14 protein-coding genes and 4 pseudogenes are annotated in these 14527 nt (G+C 40.4%); 17 read left to right on the top strand and 1 reads right to left on the bottom strand.

The features are described from left to right. Nucleotides 1–17 precede the first annotated feature (17 nt). From BQ2679_RS08490 to BQ2679_RS08455, 8 genes are all read left to right on the top strand, one after another. The gene (locus BQ2679_RS08490; RefSeq protein WP_142324064.1) at nucleotides 18–608 is read left to right on the top strand and encodes a class I SAM-dependent methyltransferase; all 591 of its coding nucleotides are present in this window, start codon (nucleotides 18–20) and stop codon (nucleotides 606–608) included. Further along, nucleotides 605–1888 (top strand): pyrimidine-nucleoside phosphorylase, encoded by a 1284-nt coding sequence (locus tag BQ2679_RS08485; protein WP_075567767.1) that lies wholly within the window; start codon nucleotides 605–607, stop codon nucleotides 1886–1888. Before BQ2679_RS08490 ends, BQ2679_RS08485 begins: the two co-directional genes overlap by 4 nt. A gap of 17 nt (nucleotides 1889–1905) precedes the next feature. Beyond that, a complete protein-coding gene (deoC, locus tag BQ2679_RS08480; protein ID WP_075567766.1) occupies nucleotides 1906–2568 on the top strand; it encodes a deoxyribose-phosphate aldolase in 663 nt (220 codons plus the stop codon). Further along, a complete protein-coding gene (locus BQ2679_RS08475; protein ID WP_075567765.1) occupies nucleotides 2555–2944 on the top strand; it encodes a cytidine deaminase in 390 nt (129 codons plus the stop codon). Before deoC ends, BQ2679_RS08475 begins: the two co-directional genes overlap by 14 nt. 89 nt (nucleotides 2945–3033) lie before the next feature. Then, on the top strand, nucleotides 3034–4092 hold the full coding sequence (locus tag BQ2679_RS08470) for a BMP family lipoprotein (RefSeq protein ID WP_075567764.1): 1059 nt from the start codon (nucleotides 3034–3036) through the stop codon (nucleotides 4090–4092). A gap of 131 nt (nucleotides 4093–4223) precedes the next feature. After that, nucleotides 4224–5759, top strand: coding sequence for an ABC transporter ATP-binding protein (locus BQ2679_RS08465; protein ID WP_075567763.1), 1536 nt, complete (start codon nucleotides 4224–4226; stop codon nucleotides 5757–5759). Next, nucleotides 5752–6810, top strand: coding sequence for an ABC transporter permease (locus BQ2679_RS08460; RefSeq protein WP_075567762.1), 1059 nt, complete (start codon nucleotides 5752–5754; stop codon nucleotides 6808–6810). Before BQ2679_RS08465 ends, BQ2679_RS08460 begins: the two co-directional genes overlap by 8 nt. A 2-nt stretch (nucleotides 6811–6812) precedes the next feature. Then, nucleotides 6813–7769 (top strand): ABC transporter permease, encoded by a 957-nt coding sequence (locus BQ2679_RS08455; protein WP_075567761.1) that lies wholly within the window; start codon nucleotides 6813–6815, stop codon nucleotides 7767–7769. Between the two features lie 36 nt (nucleotides 7770–7805). Here the strand turns inward: BQ2679_RS08455 and plsY are convergent, their stop codons facing one another. Further along, complete coding sequence (gene plsY / locus BQ2679_RS08450) at nucleotides 7806–8447, bottom strand: glycerol-3-phosphate 1-O-acyltransferase PlsY (protein ID WP_075567760.1); 642 nt, start codon at nucleotides 8445–8447, stop codon at nucleotides 7806–7808. Between the two features lie 174 nt (nucleotides 8448–8621). Here plsY and parE point away from each other — a divergent pair, with 174 nt between their 5' ends. From parE to BQ2679_RS08405, 9 genes and pseudogenes are all read left to right on the top strand, one after another. Then, nucleotides 8622–10565 (top strand): DNA topoisomerase IV subunit B, encoded by a 1944-nt coding sequence (gene parE / locus BQ2679_RS08445; protein ID WP_075567759.1) that lies wholly within the window; start codon nucleotides 8622–8624, stop codon nucleotides 10563–10565. Between the two features lie 273 nt (nucleotides 10566–10838). Further along, nucleotides 10839–10937: pseudogene (locus tag BQ2679_RS11265) on the top strand (YkvA family protein); the annotation flags it as partial. Between the two features lie 118 nt (nucleotides 10938–11055). Beyond that, entirely contained in the window at nucleotides 11056–11598 is a 543-nt protein-coding gene (locus BQ2679_RS08435) for a hypothetical protein (protein ID WP_075567757.1), read from the top strand. Continuing rightward, a pseudogene (locus BQ2679_RS08430) lies at nucleotides 11588–12094 on the top strand (aminoglycoside 6-adenylyltransferase); the annotation flags it as partial. The gene BQ2679_RS08435 and the pseudogene BQ2679_RS08430, both read left to right, overlap by 11 nt. Then, a pseudogene (locus BQ2679_RS11115) lies at nucleotides 12087–12314 on the top strand (hypothetical protein); the annotation flags it as partial. The pseudogenes BQ2679_RS08430 and BQ2679_RS11115, both read left to right, overlap by 8 nt. A gap of 63 nt (nucleotides 12315–12377) precedes the next feature. Then, complete coding sequence (locus tag BQ2679_RS08420; RefSeq protein WP_075567756.1) at nucleotides 12378–12752, top strand: GNAT family N-acetyltransferase; 375 nt, start codon at nucleotides 12378–12380, stop codon at nucleotides 12750–12752. 66 nt (nucleotides 12753–12818) lie between these two features. Continuing rightward, nucleotides 12819–13037: pseudogene (locus tag BQ2679_RS08415) on the top strand (GNAT family N-acetyltransferase); the annotation flags it as partial. A 16-nt stretch (nucleotides 13038–13053) separates the two neighbouring features. Beyond that, on the top strand, nucleotides 13054–13866 hold the full coding sequence (locus tag BQ2679_RS08410; protein ID WP_075567755.1) for an aminoglycoside 6-adenylyltransferase: 813 nt from the start codon (nucleotides 13054–13056) through the stop codon (nucleotides 13864–13866). Between the two features lies 1 nt (nucleotide 13867). Next, complete coding sequence (locus BQ2679_RS08405) at nucleotides 13868–14368, top strand: hypothetical protein (protein ID WP_075567754.1); 501 nt, start codon at nucleotides 13868–13870, stop codon at nucleotides 14366–14368. Nucleotides 14369–14527: the final 159 nt, after the last annotated feature.

Genomic DNA, 14527 nt, shown 5'->3' with positions numbered 1-14527 from the left:
TATGGTAAAATAATCCTATGAGTAAAATGTATTATGCAGAAAACCCAGATGCAGCCCATGATGTTCATGAACTTAGAGTTGACCTACTTGGGCAAAAGATGACCTTTTTGACAGATGCTGGTGTCTTTAGCAAAAAAATGATTGATTTCGGAAGTCAGCTGTTGTTAAGATGTCTAGATGTCGAAAAAGGTGAAAAAATCCTTGATGTTGGTTGTGGCTACGGTCCAATAGGCTTGTCTTTGGTTAAAGCTTATGGTGCCCAAGCGACCATGGTGGATATCAATAATCGTGCCCTGGATTTAGCCCAGCAAAATGCTGTAAAAAACAATGTTCAAGCGACAATCTTCCAGTCCAATATTTATGAGCAGGTAGAAGGTCAATTCGATCATGTCATTTCGAATCCGCCCATTCGTGCAGGCAAGAAAGTCGTTCATGAAATCATTGAAAAAAGCATTGATTATCTTGTAGACGGTGGTGATTTGACCATTGTTATCCAGAAAAAGCAAGGAGCCCCAAGTTCCAAAAACAAGATGGAAGATGTTTTTGGTAATTGTGAGGTCGTTAAGAAAGACAAGGGATATTATATCCTTAGAAGTGTGAAAGAATGAGAGCAGTAGATCTAATCCAAAAAAAAAGAGACGGTCAAGAACTGACCTCAAGTGAAATCCAATGGCTGATTGAAGGTTATGTTGCAGGAACTGTTCCTGATTACCAGATGTCAGCTTTTGCCATGGCAGTTTACTTCCGAGGAATGACCACACGAGAGATTTCCGATTTGACTATGAACATGGTCAAGACAGGTCAGGAGTTTGACTTGTCTGCTATAAATGGTGTCAAGGTTGATAAACACTCTACGGGTGGTGTTGGTGATAAGGTAACTTTAATCCTAGCACCCTTGGTAGCTAGTTTTGATGTCCCAGTGGCTAAGATGAGTGGTCGAGGTTTGGGACACACAGGTGGAACAATTGATAAATTAGAGTCCATTAAAGGATTTCAAGTAGAGCGAAGTCAGGATGATTTTATCAAACAGGTTCAGGATATCGGGGTTTCAGTTATTGGTCAATCTGACCAACTAGTCAAAGCGGATAAGTTGCTCTATGCACTACGTGATGTGACTGCGACAGTTGATACTATTCCACTGATTGCTAGTTCTGTCATGAGTAAAAAGATTGCCGCTGGAGCTGATGCTATTTTGCTGGATGTTACTGTCGGTGAAGGTGCCTTTATGAAGACAGTTGACGAGGCGCGTGAATTAGCTCAAACCATGGTGAATCTTGGTAAGGCTGTAGGTAGAAAAACTGTAGCAGTCATTACGGATATGAGTCAACCTCTAGGGCGCGCAATCGGTAACCGATTAGAAATCCTAGAAGCATTGGATATTCTTCAAGGAAAAGGACATCAAGATATTAGCCACTTTATCTGTGAGTTAGCCCAGATTATGCTATCTTTGGCAAATGTTGAAAAAACGGCCGAGGAAGTGAAAGAACATCTTGAGAATGGTAAGGCTCTTAAAAAATTTGAAGAGATGGTTCTTGCTCAGGGTGGAGATTTAGAGGATCTATATCGCCCTGTAAATGTTGCTCATGTTATAGAGATACCTGCACATGAGGAAGGAATCATCACAGAACTACCAGCTATGGAATTTGGCCTATTTGCCATGAGGTTAGGTGCTGGTCGTTCAGTCAAAACAGATGCTCTTGATTATGAGACAGGGATTGTTTTTGAGAAGAAAGTTGGAGATTCGGTCAAAAAAGGTGAAATTGTCGCAAAAGTATATGCAAATGGCAAAATTTCTCCAGAACTAGTTACAGATTTCCAAAAATATGTTAAAATTAAGGTAAGTGAAGAAGCGTTAACATTACGTGAAATCATTGAAATTATCTCCTAATTTAAGGAAAAAATGATATGAAATTAAATAAATATATTGATCATACACTTTTGAAGCAAGATGCGACAGTAGAACAAATTGATTCTTTGTTATCTGAAGCAAGAGAGTATGATTTCGCCAGTGTTTGTGTGAATCCTTGCTGGGTTTCTTACGCACATTCTGGTCTTCAAGGCACAGACGTTAAAGTCTGTACAGTTGTAGGTTTTCCTCTTGGAGCTACAACATCTGCAGTCAAGGCTCTTGAAACTAAAGAAGCCATCCAGAATGGAGCTGATGAGATTGATATGGTTATCAATGTTGGAGCGCTTAAATCTGGGAATGCTGACTTGGTCGAATCAGATATTCGAGCAGTTGTTGAGGCTAGCGGTGACAAACTCGTTAAAGTTATCATCGAAGCTTGCTTACTTACGAATGATGAAAAAGTGTTGGCTTGCCAGTTGGCTCAGAAAGCTGGAGCAGACTTTGTCAAGACTTCTACAGGATTCTCGACAGGTGGTGCGACCCTACCAGACGTTCAATTAATGCGCCAGACAGTTGGACCTGACATGGGAGTTAAAGCAGCTGGTGGAGCTCGTTCTTATGCAGATGCTGTAGCTTTTGTAGAAGCTGGAGCTACTCGTATCGGAACATCTGCTGGTGTAGCAATTTTAAAAGGAGAGTTAGCAGATGGCGACTACTGAGTTGATTGAATTAGCAATTGAAACTAGTAAAAACGCCTATGTTCCTTATTCACATTTTCCGATTGGTGCTGTATTGGTTGCTAAGGATGGAAGTGTTTATACAGGATGCAATATTGAAAATGCTAGCTACCCCTTGACCAACTGTGGTGAGAGGACAGCGATATTTAAAGCTGTATCTGAGGGAAAACGAGAATTTTCAGAATTGATTGTTTATGGTCAAACTGAGAAACCTATTTCTCCATGTGGAGCTTGTCGCCAAGTTATGGTCGAATTTTTTGAACAAGATCTAAAAGTGACTTTAGTTGCTAAAGATAAATCGACGGTCGTGATGACGGTCGGGGAATTACTTCCATACTCATTTACAGACTTGAAATAGTCTGCGTCACTCCCTGAGTGACAAGGGTCCTTGTGGCCAAAAATTTTAACTTGCAACATCGTTGCGCATCTAATTTAGGAGGTTCAGGAATGAACAAGAAACAATGGCTAGGCCTTGGTCTAGTTGCAGTAGCAGCATTAGGACTTGCTGCATGTGGTAATCGCTCTTCTCGTAACGCTGACTCAGCTTCGACTTCTGATGTGAAGACAAAAGCAGCTATCGTTACTGATACTGGTGGTGTTGATGATAAATCATTTAACCAATCAGCTTGGGAAGGTCTTCAAGCTTGGGGTTCTGAGCACGGTCTATCAAAAGACAAGGGCTACACATACTTCCAATCAACAAGTGAAGCTGACTATGCTAACAACTTGAACCAAGCAGCTGGAAATTACAACTTGATCTTTGGTATTGGTTTTGCACTTAAAAATGCAGTTGCTGATGCTGCCAAAGAACATACAGATTTAAACTATGTTCTGATTGACGATGTGATTAAAGATCAAAAAAATGTTGTAAGTGCTACTTTTGCTGATAACGAAGCAGCATACCTTGCTGGTGTTGCAGCAGCTAAAACTACAAAAACAAAACAAGTTGGATTTGTAGGTGGTATGGAATCTGAAGTTATCACTCGTTTTGAAGCTGGTTTCAAAGCAGGTGTAGCATCTGTTGACTCATCTATCAAAGTAAAAGTAGACTACGCAGGATCATTTGCGGACGCTGCTAAAGGTAAAACTATCGCAGCTGCTCAATATGCAGCTGGTGCAGACGTTGTTTACCAAGTAGCTGGTGGTACTGGTGCAGGTGTCTTCTCAGAAGCTAAATCTATCAACGAAAGTAAAAATGAAGACGAAAAAGTTTGGGTTATCGGTGTTGACCGTGACCAAGCAGAAGAAGGTAAATACACTTCTAAAGATGGTAAAGAAGCAAACTTTGTCCTTGCTTCAAGTTTGAAACAAGTTGGTACAGCTGTAAAAGACCTTGCTAACAAAGCTGAAAAAGGTGAATTCCCTGGCGGACAAGTCATCGTTTACTCATTGAAGGATAAAGGTGTTGACTTGGCAGTAACTGGACTTTCTGAAGAAGGTAAAAAAGCTGTTGAGGATGCGAAAGCTAAAATTCTTGATGGCAGCATTAAAGTTCCTGAAAAATAATTAAAGGAAGTCATTTCTTAGGAAGCGGCCATTGGCCGCTTCTTTAAGAATTGAGGCATTTTGTCTCAATAGAGCTTGTTAAGTTATTTAGCAAGTTTTCTTGAAACAAAAAACTCTGAAAGGAAGAGCACATGGCACACGAAAATGTCATTGAGATGCGTGAGATTACCAAGGTTTTTGGTGAATTTGTCGCTAACGACAAGATTAACCTTCAACTACGTAAGGGTGAAATTCATGCACTTTTAGGAGAAAACGGAGCTGGTAAATCCACTCTGATGAACATGCTAGCAGGTCTTCTTGAACCAACTAGTGGTGAGATTGTGGTCAATGGTCAAATTGTAAAACTGGACTCTCCATCTAAAGCTGCTAGTCTGGGAATTGGGATGGTCCACCAACACTTTATGTTGGTAGATGCTTTTACTGTGGCTGAAAACATCATTTTAGGAAGTGAATTAACCAAAAATGGCGTTCTGGATATTGCGCGAGCAACTAAAGAAATCATGGACTTATCAGAGCGCTATGGCTTGGCAGTTGATCCTTCAGCTAAGGTAGCCGATATCTCTGTCGGAGCTCAGCAACGTGTCGAGATTTTGAAGACACTCTATCGTGGTGCTGATATCCTCATCTTTGACGAGCCGACTGCCGTTTTAACACCGTCTGAAATTGATGAGTTAATGGCAATTATGAAGAACCTTGTAAAGGAAGGGAAGTCAATTATCCTAATCACCCACAAATTGGATGAAATTCGTGCAGTTTCTGACCGTGTTACAGTCATTCGTCGTGGTAAATCCATTGAAACTGTCGAAATTGTAGGAGCGACTAATGCTGACTTGGCTGAGATGATGGTGGGACGTTCTGTTTCCTTTAAAACAGAGAAACAAGCTGCCCAACCTAAAGAAGTTGTCCTATCTATCAAAGACTTGGTAGTTAATGAAAACCGCGGAGTACCTGCAGTAAAAAATCTTTCTCTCGATGTTCGAGCTGGTGAGATTGTCGGTATTGCCGGAATTGATGGGAATGGTCAGTCAGAATTGATTCAAGCAATTACTGGACTTCGTAAAATTGAGTCTGGTAGTATCGAGTTGAAGGGACGTTCTATTATAGGGCTCCATCCACGTCAGATTACAGAGATGAGTGTGGGTCATGTTCCAGAAGACCGTCATCGCGATGGTTTGGTTTTGGACATGATGATTTCAGAAAACATTGCTCTTCAGACTTATTATAAGGAACCACTTAGCAAGAACGGAATTCTCAATTACACGAATATTATTTCTCATGCTAAAAACCTTATGCAAGAATTTGATGTTCGCGCGGCTAGTGAAATTGTTCCTGCCTCAGCACTCTCAGGGGGTAATCAGCAAAAAGCAATTATTGCTCGCGAAATTAATCGCGACCCAGACCTACTTATCGTCAGCCAACCAACTCGTGGTTTAGACGTCGGTGCTATTGAGTACATTCACAAACGCTTGATTGAAGCACGTGATAACGGGAAAGCTGTCCTTGTTGTCAGCTTTGAACTAGATGAGATTTTAAATGTCTCAGACCGTATCGCTGTTATCCACGATGGTAAGATTCAAGGAATTGTAACACCAGAAACAACCAACAAGCAAGAACTTGGTGTCTTGATGGCTGGTGGAAACTTGGGAGAGGAGAAGAGTAATGTCTAAAAAATTACAACAAATTTCGGTTCCCTTGATTTCTGTTTTTCTAGGAATCTTACTTGGAGCCATTGTCATGTGGGTTTTTGGCTATGATGCCATCTGGGGTTATGAAGAATTGTTTTACACAGCCTTTGGTAGCCTACGAGGAATTGGTGAAATCTTCCGTGCCATGGGTCCTTTAATCTTGATTGGTCTTGGATTTGCGGTAGCAAGTCGCGCTGGTTTCTTTAACGTTGGTCTTCCTGGACAAGCCCTTGCCGGTTGGATTTTGAGCGCTTGGTTTGCTCTTTCAAATCCAGACATGCCACGTCCCTTGATGATTATTTGTACAATTCTTATCGCCTTAGTTGCTGGTGGGATTGTCGGAGCTATCCCAGGAGTTTTAAGAGCTTATCTAGGAACATCTGAAGTTATCGTAACTATCATGATGAACTATATCGTTCTCTACGTGGGGAATGCCTTCATTCATTCATTCCCTAAGGAAATTATGCAGAGTACAGATTCATCCATCCGAGTCGGAGCTAACGCTACCTACCAGACACCTTGGTTGGCTGAACTGACTGGTAATTCTCGTATGAACATTGGTATTTTCTTTGCCATCATAGCTGTCGGACTTATCTGGTTCTTGCTCAAGAAAACAACTCTTGGTTTTGAAATTCGTGCAGTTGGATTAAACCCAAATGCTTCTGAATATGCAGGTATTTCTGCAAAACGTACTATTATCCTATCGATGATTATCTCTGGAGCTTTAGCTGGTCTTGGTGGAGCAGTAGAAGGCCTTGGTACTTTCCAAAATGTTTACGTTCAAGGTTCATCGTTAGCAGTCGGATTTAACGGTATGGCGGTTAGCTTGCTTGCTTCAAACTCACCAATTGGTATCCTTTTTGCAGCCTTCTTGTTTGCTGTGCTTCAAGTCGGTGCTCCTGGTATGAATGCGGCTCAAGTACCTTCTGAACTTGTGAGTATCGTAACAGCCTCAATTATCTTCTTTGTCAGCGTTCACTATATCATCGAGCGCTTTGTCAAACCAAAGAAACAAGCAAAAGGAGGTAAGTAAGGATGTCAATTACAACAATGTTAACCCTAATGGTTTCGTCTATGTTGATTTATTCAGCTCCCCTCATTTTCACAAGTATCGGAGGAGTTTTCTCCGAACGTGGTGGGGTAGTTAACGTCGGACTAGAAGGAATCATGGTCATGGGTGCCTTTTCTGGAGTAGTTTTTAACCTTGAATTTGCTCAGGATTTGGGAGCATTAACTCCTTGGTTGGCTCTTTTGGTGGGTGGTATAGTTGGAGCAATCTTCTCGCTAATCCACGCAGTAGCGACAGTACATTTTCGTGCTGACCACGTTGTCAGTGGTACAGTGCTAAACTTGATGGCTCCTGCTTTGGCTGTATTCTTAGTAAAAGTACTTTATAACAAGGGACAAACGGATAACCTGGTTCAAACCTTTGGACGTTTTGATTTTCCAATTTTAGCAAATATCCCAATCATTGGAGATATCTTCTTCAAGTCAACAAGTTTACTTGGTTACCTTGCGATTGCCTTCTCATTCTTAGCGTGGTTTATCCTTTTCAAAACACGCTTTGGTCTTCGCCTTCGTTCTGTTGGTGAGCATCCACAAGCGGCAGATACCTTGGGGATCAATGTTTACAAGATGAGATACCTAGGTGTTGTGATTTCAGGTTTCCTTGGAGGAATTGGTGGAGCCCTTTATGCTCAATCAATCTCAGTTAACTTCTCAGTGACAACAATCATCGGTCCAGGATTTATCGCTCTTGCGGCTATGATCTTTGGTAAATGGAACCCAGTAGGAGCAATGCTTTCAAGTCTTTTCTTTGGACTATCTCAAAGTTTAGCAGTTATCGGTTCACAGCTTCCTTTCTTGCAAGGAGTACCAGCCGTTTACTTGCAAATCGCACCATATCTCTTGACCATTGTCGTCCTAGCAGCCTTCTTTGGTAAAGCAGTTGCACCGAAGGCAGATGGTATCAACTATATCAAATCTAAATAGTATAAAAAAAAAACGTCAGTTGAAACTGACGTTTTTCTATTTTTTAGGATTTTGATGAGTCAGATTTAGACCCCAAGGAACTAGGTTCTCAGTTTTATTTTTAATACGATGGATATTATCCTTATGACGTATGATTACAATTCCCGCGAGTGCTATGATAATAACAGTGAAGATGAAGTCATAACTATTTAGAATAAAACCGAATAGTGGAAAAACTAGAGCTCCAAATACTGCAGCAAGAGCAGCCGTAACACTAGAGAGGGAAATCATACTTCCAAGATAGAGGGTTACAATGAAAATGACTGCTAAATATAAGCAAAAGAGAGGAGCGAACCCAAAAACTACACCAGCACTGGTTGCTACAGCCTTGCCACCTTTGAACCCTGCAAAAATCGGAAAGGTATGCCCAATTACAGCTACCAGACCAAATAGTAATGGTGAAACTCCTTGAATCTGAAAAAGAATAGGAAGCAGAGTAGCAATACTACCTTTGAAGAAATCAATCATAAAGGTTGCTATTCCGGCTTTTTTGCCTAAAATACGAAAGGTATTGGTTGTACCTGTATTTCCAGAACCATGTTCACGGATATTAATGTTAAAGAAAGCTTGCCCAATCCAAAGCCCAGAAGGGATGGAGCCTAGTAAATAGGCAATAATTAATAATACTATTGTCATCATGTTTCTATTATACCATGAAATAGGAGAGAAACGAAACTGAATCTGTTTACTAGCTGTGACATCTGAAATCTTGTTATAGAAAGATTTGACAATAGGGAACTACAACTAGAAAAATTTTGCAAAATCCATAGAAAACCTGTAAAATAGTAAAGATGAACAAATAGGAGGTTCCTTGTGTCAAAAAAGGAAATCAATATTAACAATTATAATGATGATGCCATTCAAGTGCTAGAAGGGTTGGATGCGGTCCGAAAACGTCCAGGGATGTATATCGGATCGACAGACGGTGCTGGTCTCCATCACCTAGTCTGGGAAATCGTCGATAATGCGGTCGATGAGGCCTTGTCTGGATTTGGTGACCGTATCGATGTGACAATCAATAAAGACGGAAGTTTAACCGTTCAAGACCACGGACGTGGGATGCCGACAGGTATGCACGCTATGGGCATTCCAACAGTTGAGGTTATCTTTACTATCCTTCACGCCGGAGGAAAGTTCGGTCAGGGTGGTTATAAGACATCAGGAGGTCTCCACGGGGTTGGATCTTCTGTAGTCAATGCCCTATCTAGTTGGCTAGAAGTAGAAATTACTCGTGATGGAACAGTTTATAGACAGCGTTTTGAGAATGGAGGCAAGCCAGTTACAACTCTTAAAAAAGTTGGAACGGCCCCAAAATCTAAAACTGGTACTAAAGTTACCTTCATGCCGGATGCTAGTATCTTTTCTACGACAGATTTTAAGTACAATACTATTTCAGAGCGTCTCAATGAGTCAGCTTTTCTCTTGAAGAATGTAACCTTGTCATTAACGGACAAGCGAACAGATGAAGCAATCGAATTTCATTATGAGAACGGGGTACAGGACTTTGTTTCCTACCTCAACGAAGACAAGGAAACCTTGACACCAGTTCTATACTTTGAAGGGGAAGATAATAGTTTCCAAGTAGAAGTAGCCCTCCAGTACAATGATGGATTTTCAGATAACATCTTATCCTTTGTCAATAACGTCCGTACCAAAGACGGTGGGACGCATGAGACAGGACTTAAGTCAGCCATTACCAAGGTTATGAATGACTATGCACGTAAGACGGGGCTTCTAAAAGAAAAAGATAAAAATCTTGAAGGTTCAGATTACCGTGAAGGATTGGCGGCCGTTCTTTCTATCTTGGTTCCCGAAGAACATCTTCAGTTTGAAGGACAGACTAAGGATAAACTAGGAAGTCCACTAGCTCGTCCAATCGTTGATAGTATTGTTGCTGAAAAACTGACTTTCTTCCTTATGGAAAATGGGGAATTAGCTTCAAATCTGATTCGTAAAGCTATCAAGGCTCGTGATGCCCGTGAAGCGGCTCGTAAGGCACGTGATGAGAGCCGAAATGGTAAAAAGAATAAAAAAGACAAGGGCTTACTTTCTGGTAAATTAACCCCAGCCCAGTCTAAAAATCCAGCTAAGAACGAACTCTATCTGGTCGAGGGGGACTCTGCCGGTGGATCTGCCAAACAAGGTCGTGACCGCAAGTTTCAGGCTATTTTGCCTCTTCGTGGTAAGGTCATCAATACAGTCAAGGCCAAGATGGCAGATATCCTCAGAAACGAAGAAATCAACACCATGATTTATACCATCGGTGCTGGTGTTGGGGCAGATTTCTCTCTTGAAGATGTCAACTATGACAAGATCATTATCATGACCGATGCGGACACGGATGGTGCCCACATTCAAACCCTTCTCTTGACCTTCTTTTATCGCTACATGCGTCCACTAGTTGAGGCAGGACATGTCTATATCGCCCTTCCGCCTCTTTACAAGATGTCCAAAGGTAAAGGAAAGAAAGAAGAAGTGGCATATGCTTGGACAGACGGAGAACTGGAAGAACTCCGTAAGCAGTTTGGTAAAGGAGCCACCCTCCAACGCTACAAGGGGCTTGGTGAGATGAATGCCGATCAACTTTGGGAAACAACCATGAACCCAGAAACTCGTACCCTCATCCGTGTTACGATTGAAGACCTAGCACGAGCAGAACGTCGTGTCAATGTCCTCATGGGTGACAAGGTCGAACCACGTCGTAAGTGGATTGAAGACAATGTCAAGTTTACGCTGGAAGAAGCGACTGTGTTTTAAAATTAGGATATAAATACAAATGGAGGACAAGATATGTCTGAAAATCTAAGTGAAGAGCAAGTGAAAGAAGCTCTTGAAAGTGGCTATGAGCAATCTGAGGCCCTATTAAACGATAAAGATGGATTAGATGATTTTTTGTACCGTTTGGAAGAAAAAATTAAAGAGATGCCATTGGTTGGTAAGAAATTTACAATGATCCCAGTCATGATTTCTTTAGTGAAAAATTATGTTCAAGGGAAATACACAACGGTTCCTTATGGAACTATTTTAGCCGTTTTAAGCGCACTTATTTATTTCCTTTCCCCAATTGACATTATTCCAGATTTTATTCCGTTAGCAGGCTATTTGGATGATATGGCGGTTCTAGGACTTTGTATGAATATGGTCAGCATTGATATCGAAAATTATGATAAATGGCGTCAGTCTCAAGGATTGATCTGAAAAATCGTCTATATTTCTTAATCTTAGCTCTTTAAAAGAGGTGTACATCATGATAAGTTTATTGTTTGATACTCCTTTTCTTGTGATAGTCCTGGTACTAGGCGCAGTTACGTATATGATTGCTAAACCAGGAAAACCTGAGAAAATTCGCTTTCTTGAATTCTTACTATTAGCTATAGTAACCACAGGTGTCTTTTTATTTGATAATCCTTTTAGGTCTAATCCTTACGCAGGTTTACTCTTCTATGTTTTTGACTTTTATATTTTCACACCAGTGAGCCTTGCTTTTGGATTCACAGCTATTTATAAGAGCAATAAACATCTCAAACATTATCCTAGTAGTTACTCAAAACTTCTTAGGCTAAATGCCTGGTTTTTAGAAATATTTTCAGTTATTAATTTCCTCTTTTTAATGCTGACGGAAGAAATGGGAATTATGTTGCTGCTACCACTTTTTGGAATCAGTTCTATTATCCAATTTATAGTCGGAGAGTTAGAGAGAAAAAGAATTCAGAAGCTTCTTCAGCAAAGAAATGAAGATGCTGTTATTCAGAACATAGAGACCACTGAGGAAGAACCACATGAGAACTGACCAGGAAATACTTGGACTGATTATAGAAACAGCTAAAAAGTTACAGGTCAATGCTGTGGCACTATCTGGTTCACGTACAAACCAAAAGATTCAAACAGATGAATTTCAAGACTATGATCTTGTCTATGTAGTAGATGACATAGACAATCTAACGAGAGACATTTCTTGGTTGGACCAGTTTGGCAAACGTATCATCGAGCAAGAGGTTACTCTAGGACATCGCCGTCTTTATCTCATACTTTTTGAAGATGGGAATCGCATTGATTTAACCCTCTGTCCTAAAGATCACATCAACGAGTGGGTGGATAGTGAGGCAGGATTCACAGTTTTAGTAGATGAGAAGGATTTGTTTGAGTCTTATTCTCCCAGTCCTCAGCGTTTCTGGATAAGCCCAGCTAGTAAGACGGATTTTGAAAAATCTTGTAATGAATTTTGGTGGGTGTCAGCCTACGTGGTCAAAGGAATTTGTCGTAAGCAAGTCATCTATGCGACTGACTGAGCTCAAGGGCAAGGCTCCCAGCCAGAATAAGACCGTCCGCCTCAAGCTGTAGGAAATCTATGATTTCCTTGTGGACTATACTGTCATCGGTGCTTATGCTTATCCCGAAAGAACTCACATGGTCAATCTTCGCGACCACCTCAACACCATCCGCAGCCACTATAAAAAACGCAAGCCACCTAAGAAGATGAGGGAAGAAGCGACGGAGAGCAACTAGAATATAACTAAATTTGAGTTGAAAAATTGTTAGTGGTCGCATCGGATTTGAAAGGAGTAGAGAATGATAATCAGACCTGCAAGCATAAAAGATTGTCAAGCTATTTATACCCTTTATCAAAATGAAAAATGGATTTCTTTTACAGAGGAAAAAGTGAGATCATTATTTTCAACAAACCTGTCCCATTACTTGGTAGTTGAAGAGAACCAGAAAATCCTTGGTTTTGCCCGCTACTTGACAGATGAAGTGATGACAACCTTTTTAGCTGAAATAATTATTGATAAATCCCACCGTAGAAAAAGACTGGGACAGCAGCTGATTGAGGAGATCCACAAAAAATATCCTTTGACACGGATTGAATTAATATCTGAAGCAGATGGATTTTATCGGTCAATAAGTTTTAAGCCTGTTGGTACAGGATTTAGAAAATCTGAATGAAAGGAGACAGCCAATGACGCTTGACAACAAACTGGGTCTGACAGATTCGCTTGAACTAGCTAAGATGGTTATGCGACGGAGGCTGCCCAAGCCTGTCTAGACTTTGCTTTTCAGCAAGCTGGCTTGTCAGAAGTTTACTCTTTTACATCCTTACTCAATCAACTTTCGCAAAAAGTCATGCAAAAACTGGGCATGGAATTTGTCAAAGAATTTGATAATGAAAAAGTTCCAGCAGACAGTCCGCTTTATAGACATGTCCTTTACAGAATCAAGAGTTTACACTAAAAAGGCAGGTATTCCCATGAGAACTGAAACCGAGATGTTTGATGTGATTTTGCAAACCGCAAAAGTGCTACAGGTCGATGCAGTCGCCATGTCCGGCTCGCGGACAAACCCAAAGGCTCCCAAGGACGAGTTCCAAGACTATGATGTAGTTTATATCATGGAAGATTTGGATGGTCTGATAGCCGACCTTGCTTGGTTGGATCGGTTTGGCAAACGCTTGATTGAACAGTATAATGTACTGGAACACCGTCGCCTTTATCTCATGCTCTTTGAGGATGGCAATCGGATCGATTTGACCCTCTGCCCCAAAGAGCACATCAAAGAGTGGGTGGATAGTGAAGCAGATTTCACGGTGCTGAATGACCCGCAGGGGCTCTTTGTCCCTTATGCACCGACGCCTAAGCGCTATTGGACGGCACCAGCCAGTGCGACTGACTTTGACAAATCTTGCAATGAATTTTGGTGGGTGTCAGCCTACGTGGTTAAAGGAATTTGTCGCAAGCAAATCATCTATGCGACTGACCATCTCTACGGTATTTGTCAGCAAGAACTGTTGAAAATCTTAGCCTGGCAGATAGCAAGTGATAGAGGTGCTGTCGACATTGGTAAAAATTACAAGTATCTCTTCAACTACTTGCCAATTGAGAAGGAGAAGGAATTCTCTGCTCTTCTTGATTTCTCAAGTTTAGACAAAATCACTCAGTCTTTATTAGCAACCATGGAATTTTTCCACCAGGAAGCTCAATATCTTGCTCAAAAGATGGGCTTTAAGTATGAAAAAGAAGTGGCTGAGAAGATGATTGAGTATGCGAAGGAAAGGTTAAACTAATATGTTAGAATATGTATTTGCTATATTTTTTATGGGATTTCCAGGGCTACAAATTCTGATAATTGTATTGTCTATCTTTCTAGCTCTTAAAAGAAATAAGTTAAATAAAAGGGTGTATGGATTGTTTTTCCCGATTGTTATAACCTTGTGTAATATTTGGCTTGTTTCAATAGATCGAACAGAGCTTTTTGATGATGCTTTAAGATTCCAATTCTTTCTAATTTCTTTTTGTTTTCCAATGCTCATTACAGCAGTAGTATATCATGCTCTTCGATTAACTAATATCTATTCTTTATTAAAGTGGAAGATTATAGTTATTAGTCTCTGCTATTTAATTGGTTTATCCTTCCATATTGTTAATACTGTGTATTGGAATGAAGTTTTTCATGGACATCAAAATGTATTTAATGCTTTGCTTATTGGGACCGCTGTTATTTCATTTCTTCCTTCCATATATTTATTTTTTGTACAAAGAAAAGTTGAACAAGTGCCTTCTAGCTAAATTTAAATAAACTAAAATGTTATAACCTGATAAAGATTTTCAAAACTTTAAACTACAGAAAGGATAGTTTAGTTATATAAAGTAACTGAAATCCTTTTCTATAAAACCTACTCTACTTTTTTTGAAAGGAGTTGAACACGCCCTAAATGCTGTGTGAAA

Origin of the sequence: Streptococcus timonensis (assembly GCF_900095845.1) — a bacterium.
GTDB lineage: Bacteria > Bacillota > Bacilli > Lactobacillales > Streptococcaceae > Streptococcus > Streptococcus timonensis.
The sequence above is the reverse complement of the archived record's forward strand: the minus strand, read 5'-3'. Positions and strand labels throughout refer to the sequence as shown.

Excerpts from the sequence above, each read along its gene's own strand:
- deoC (WP_075567766.1), top strand. The coding sequence starts at position 1,906 with ATGAAATTAAATAAATATATTGATCATACACTTTTGAAGCAAGATGCG.
- BQ2679_RS08490 (WP_142324064.1), top strand. The coding sequence starts at position 18 with ATGAGTAAAATGTATTATGCAGAAAACCCAGATGCAGCCCATGATGTT.
- BQ2679_RS08475 (WP_075567765.1), top strand. The coding sequence starts at position 2,555 with ATGGCGACTACTGAGTTGATTGAATTAGCAATTGAAACTAGTAAAAAC.
- BQ2679_RS08405 (WP_075567754.1), top strand. The coding sequence starts at position 13,868 with ATGTTAGAATATGTATTTGCTATATTTTTTATGGGATTTCCAGGGCTA.
- BQ2679_RS08485 (WP_075567767.1), top strand. The coding sequence starts at position 605 with ATGAGAGCAGTAGATCTAATCCAAAAAAAAAGAGACGGTCAAGAACTG.
- BQ2679_RS08410 (WP_075567755.1), top strand. The coding sequence starts at position 13,054 with ATGAGAACTGAAACCGAGATGTTTGATGTGATTTTGCAAACCGCAAAA.
- BQ2679_RS08460 (WP_075567762.1), top strand. The coding sequence starts at position 5,752 with ATGTCTAAAAAATTACAACAAATTTCGGTTCCCTTGATTTCTGTTTTT.
- BQ2679_RS08435 (WP_075567757.1), top strand. The coding sequence starts at position 11,056 with ATGATAAGTTTATTGTTTGATACTCCTTTTCTTGTGATAGTCCTGGTA.
- BQ2679_RS08470 (WP_075567764.1), top strand. The coding sequence starts at position 3,034 with ATGAACAAGAAACAATGGCTAGGCCTTGGTCTAGTTGCAGTAGCAGCA.
- plsY (WP_075567760.1), bottom strand. The coding sequence starts at position 8,447 with ATGATGACAATAGTATTATTAATTATTGCCTATTTACTAGGCTCCATC.
- BQ2679_RS08455 (WP_075567761.1), top strand. The coding sequence starts at position 6,813 with ATGTCAATTACAACAATGTTAACCCTAATGGTTTCGTCTATGTTGATT.
- BQ2679_RS08420 (WP_075567756.1), top strand. The coding sequence starts at position 12,378 with ATGATAATCAGACCTGCAAGCATAAAAGATTGTCAAGCTATTTATACC.
- BQ2679_RS08465 (WP_075567763.1), top strand. The coding sequence starts at position 4,224 with ATGGCACACGAAAATGTCATTGAGATGCGTGAGATTACCAAGGTTTTT.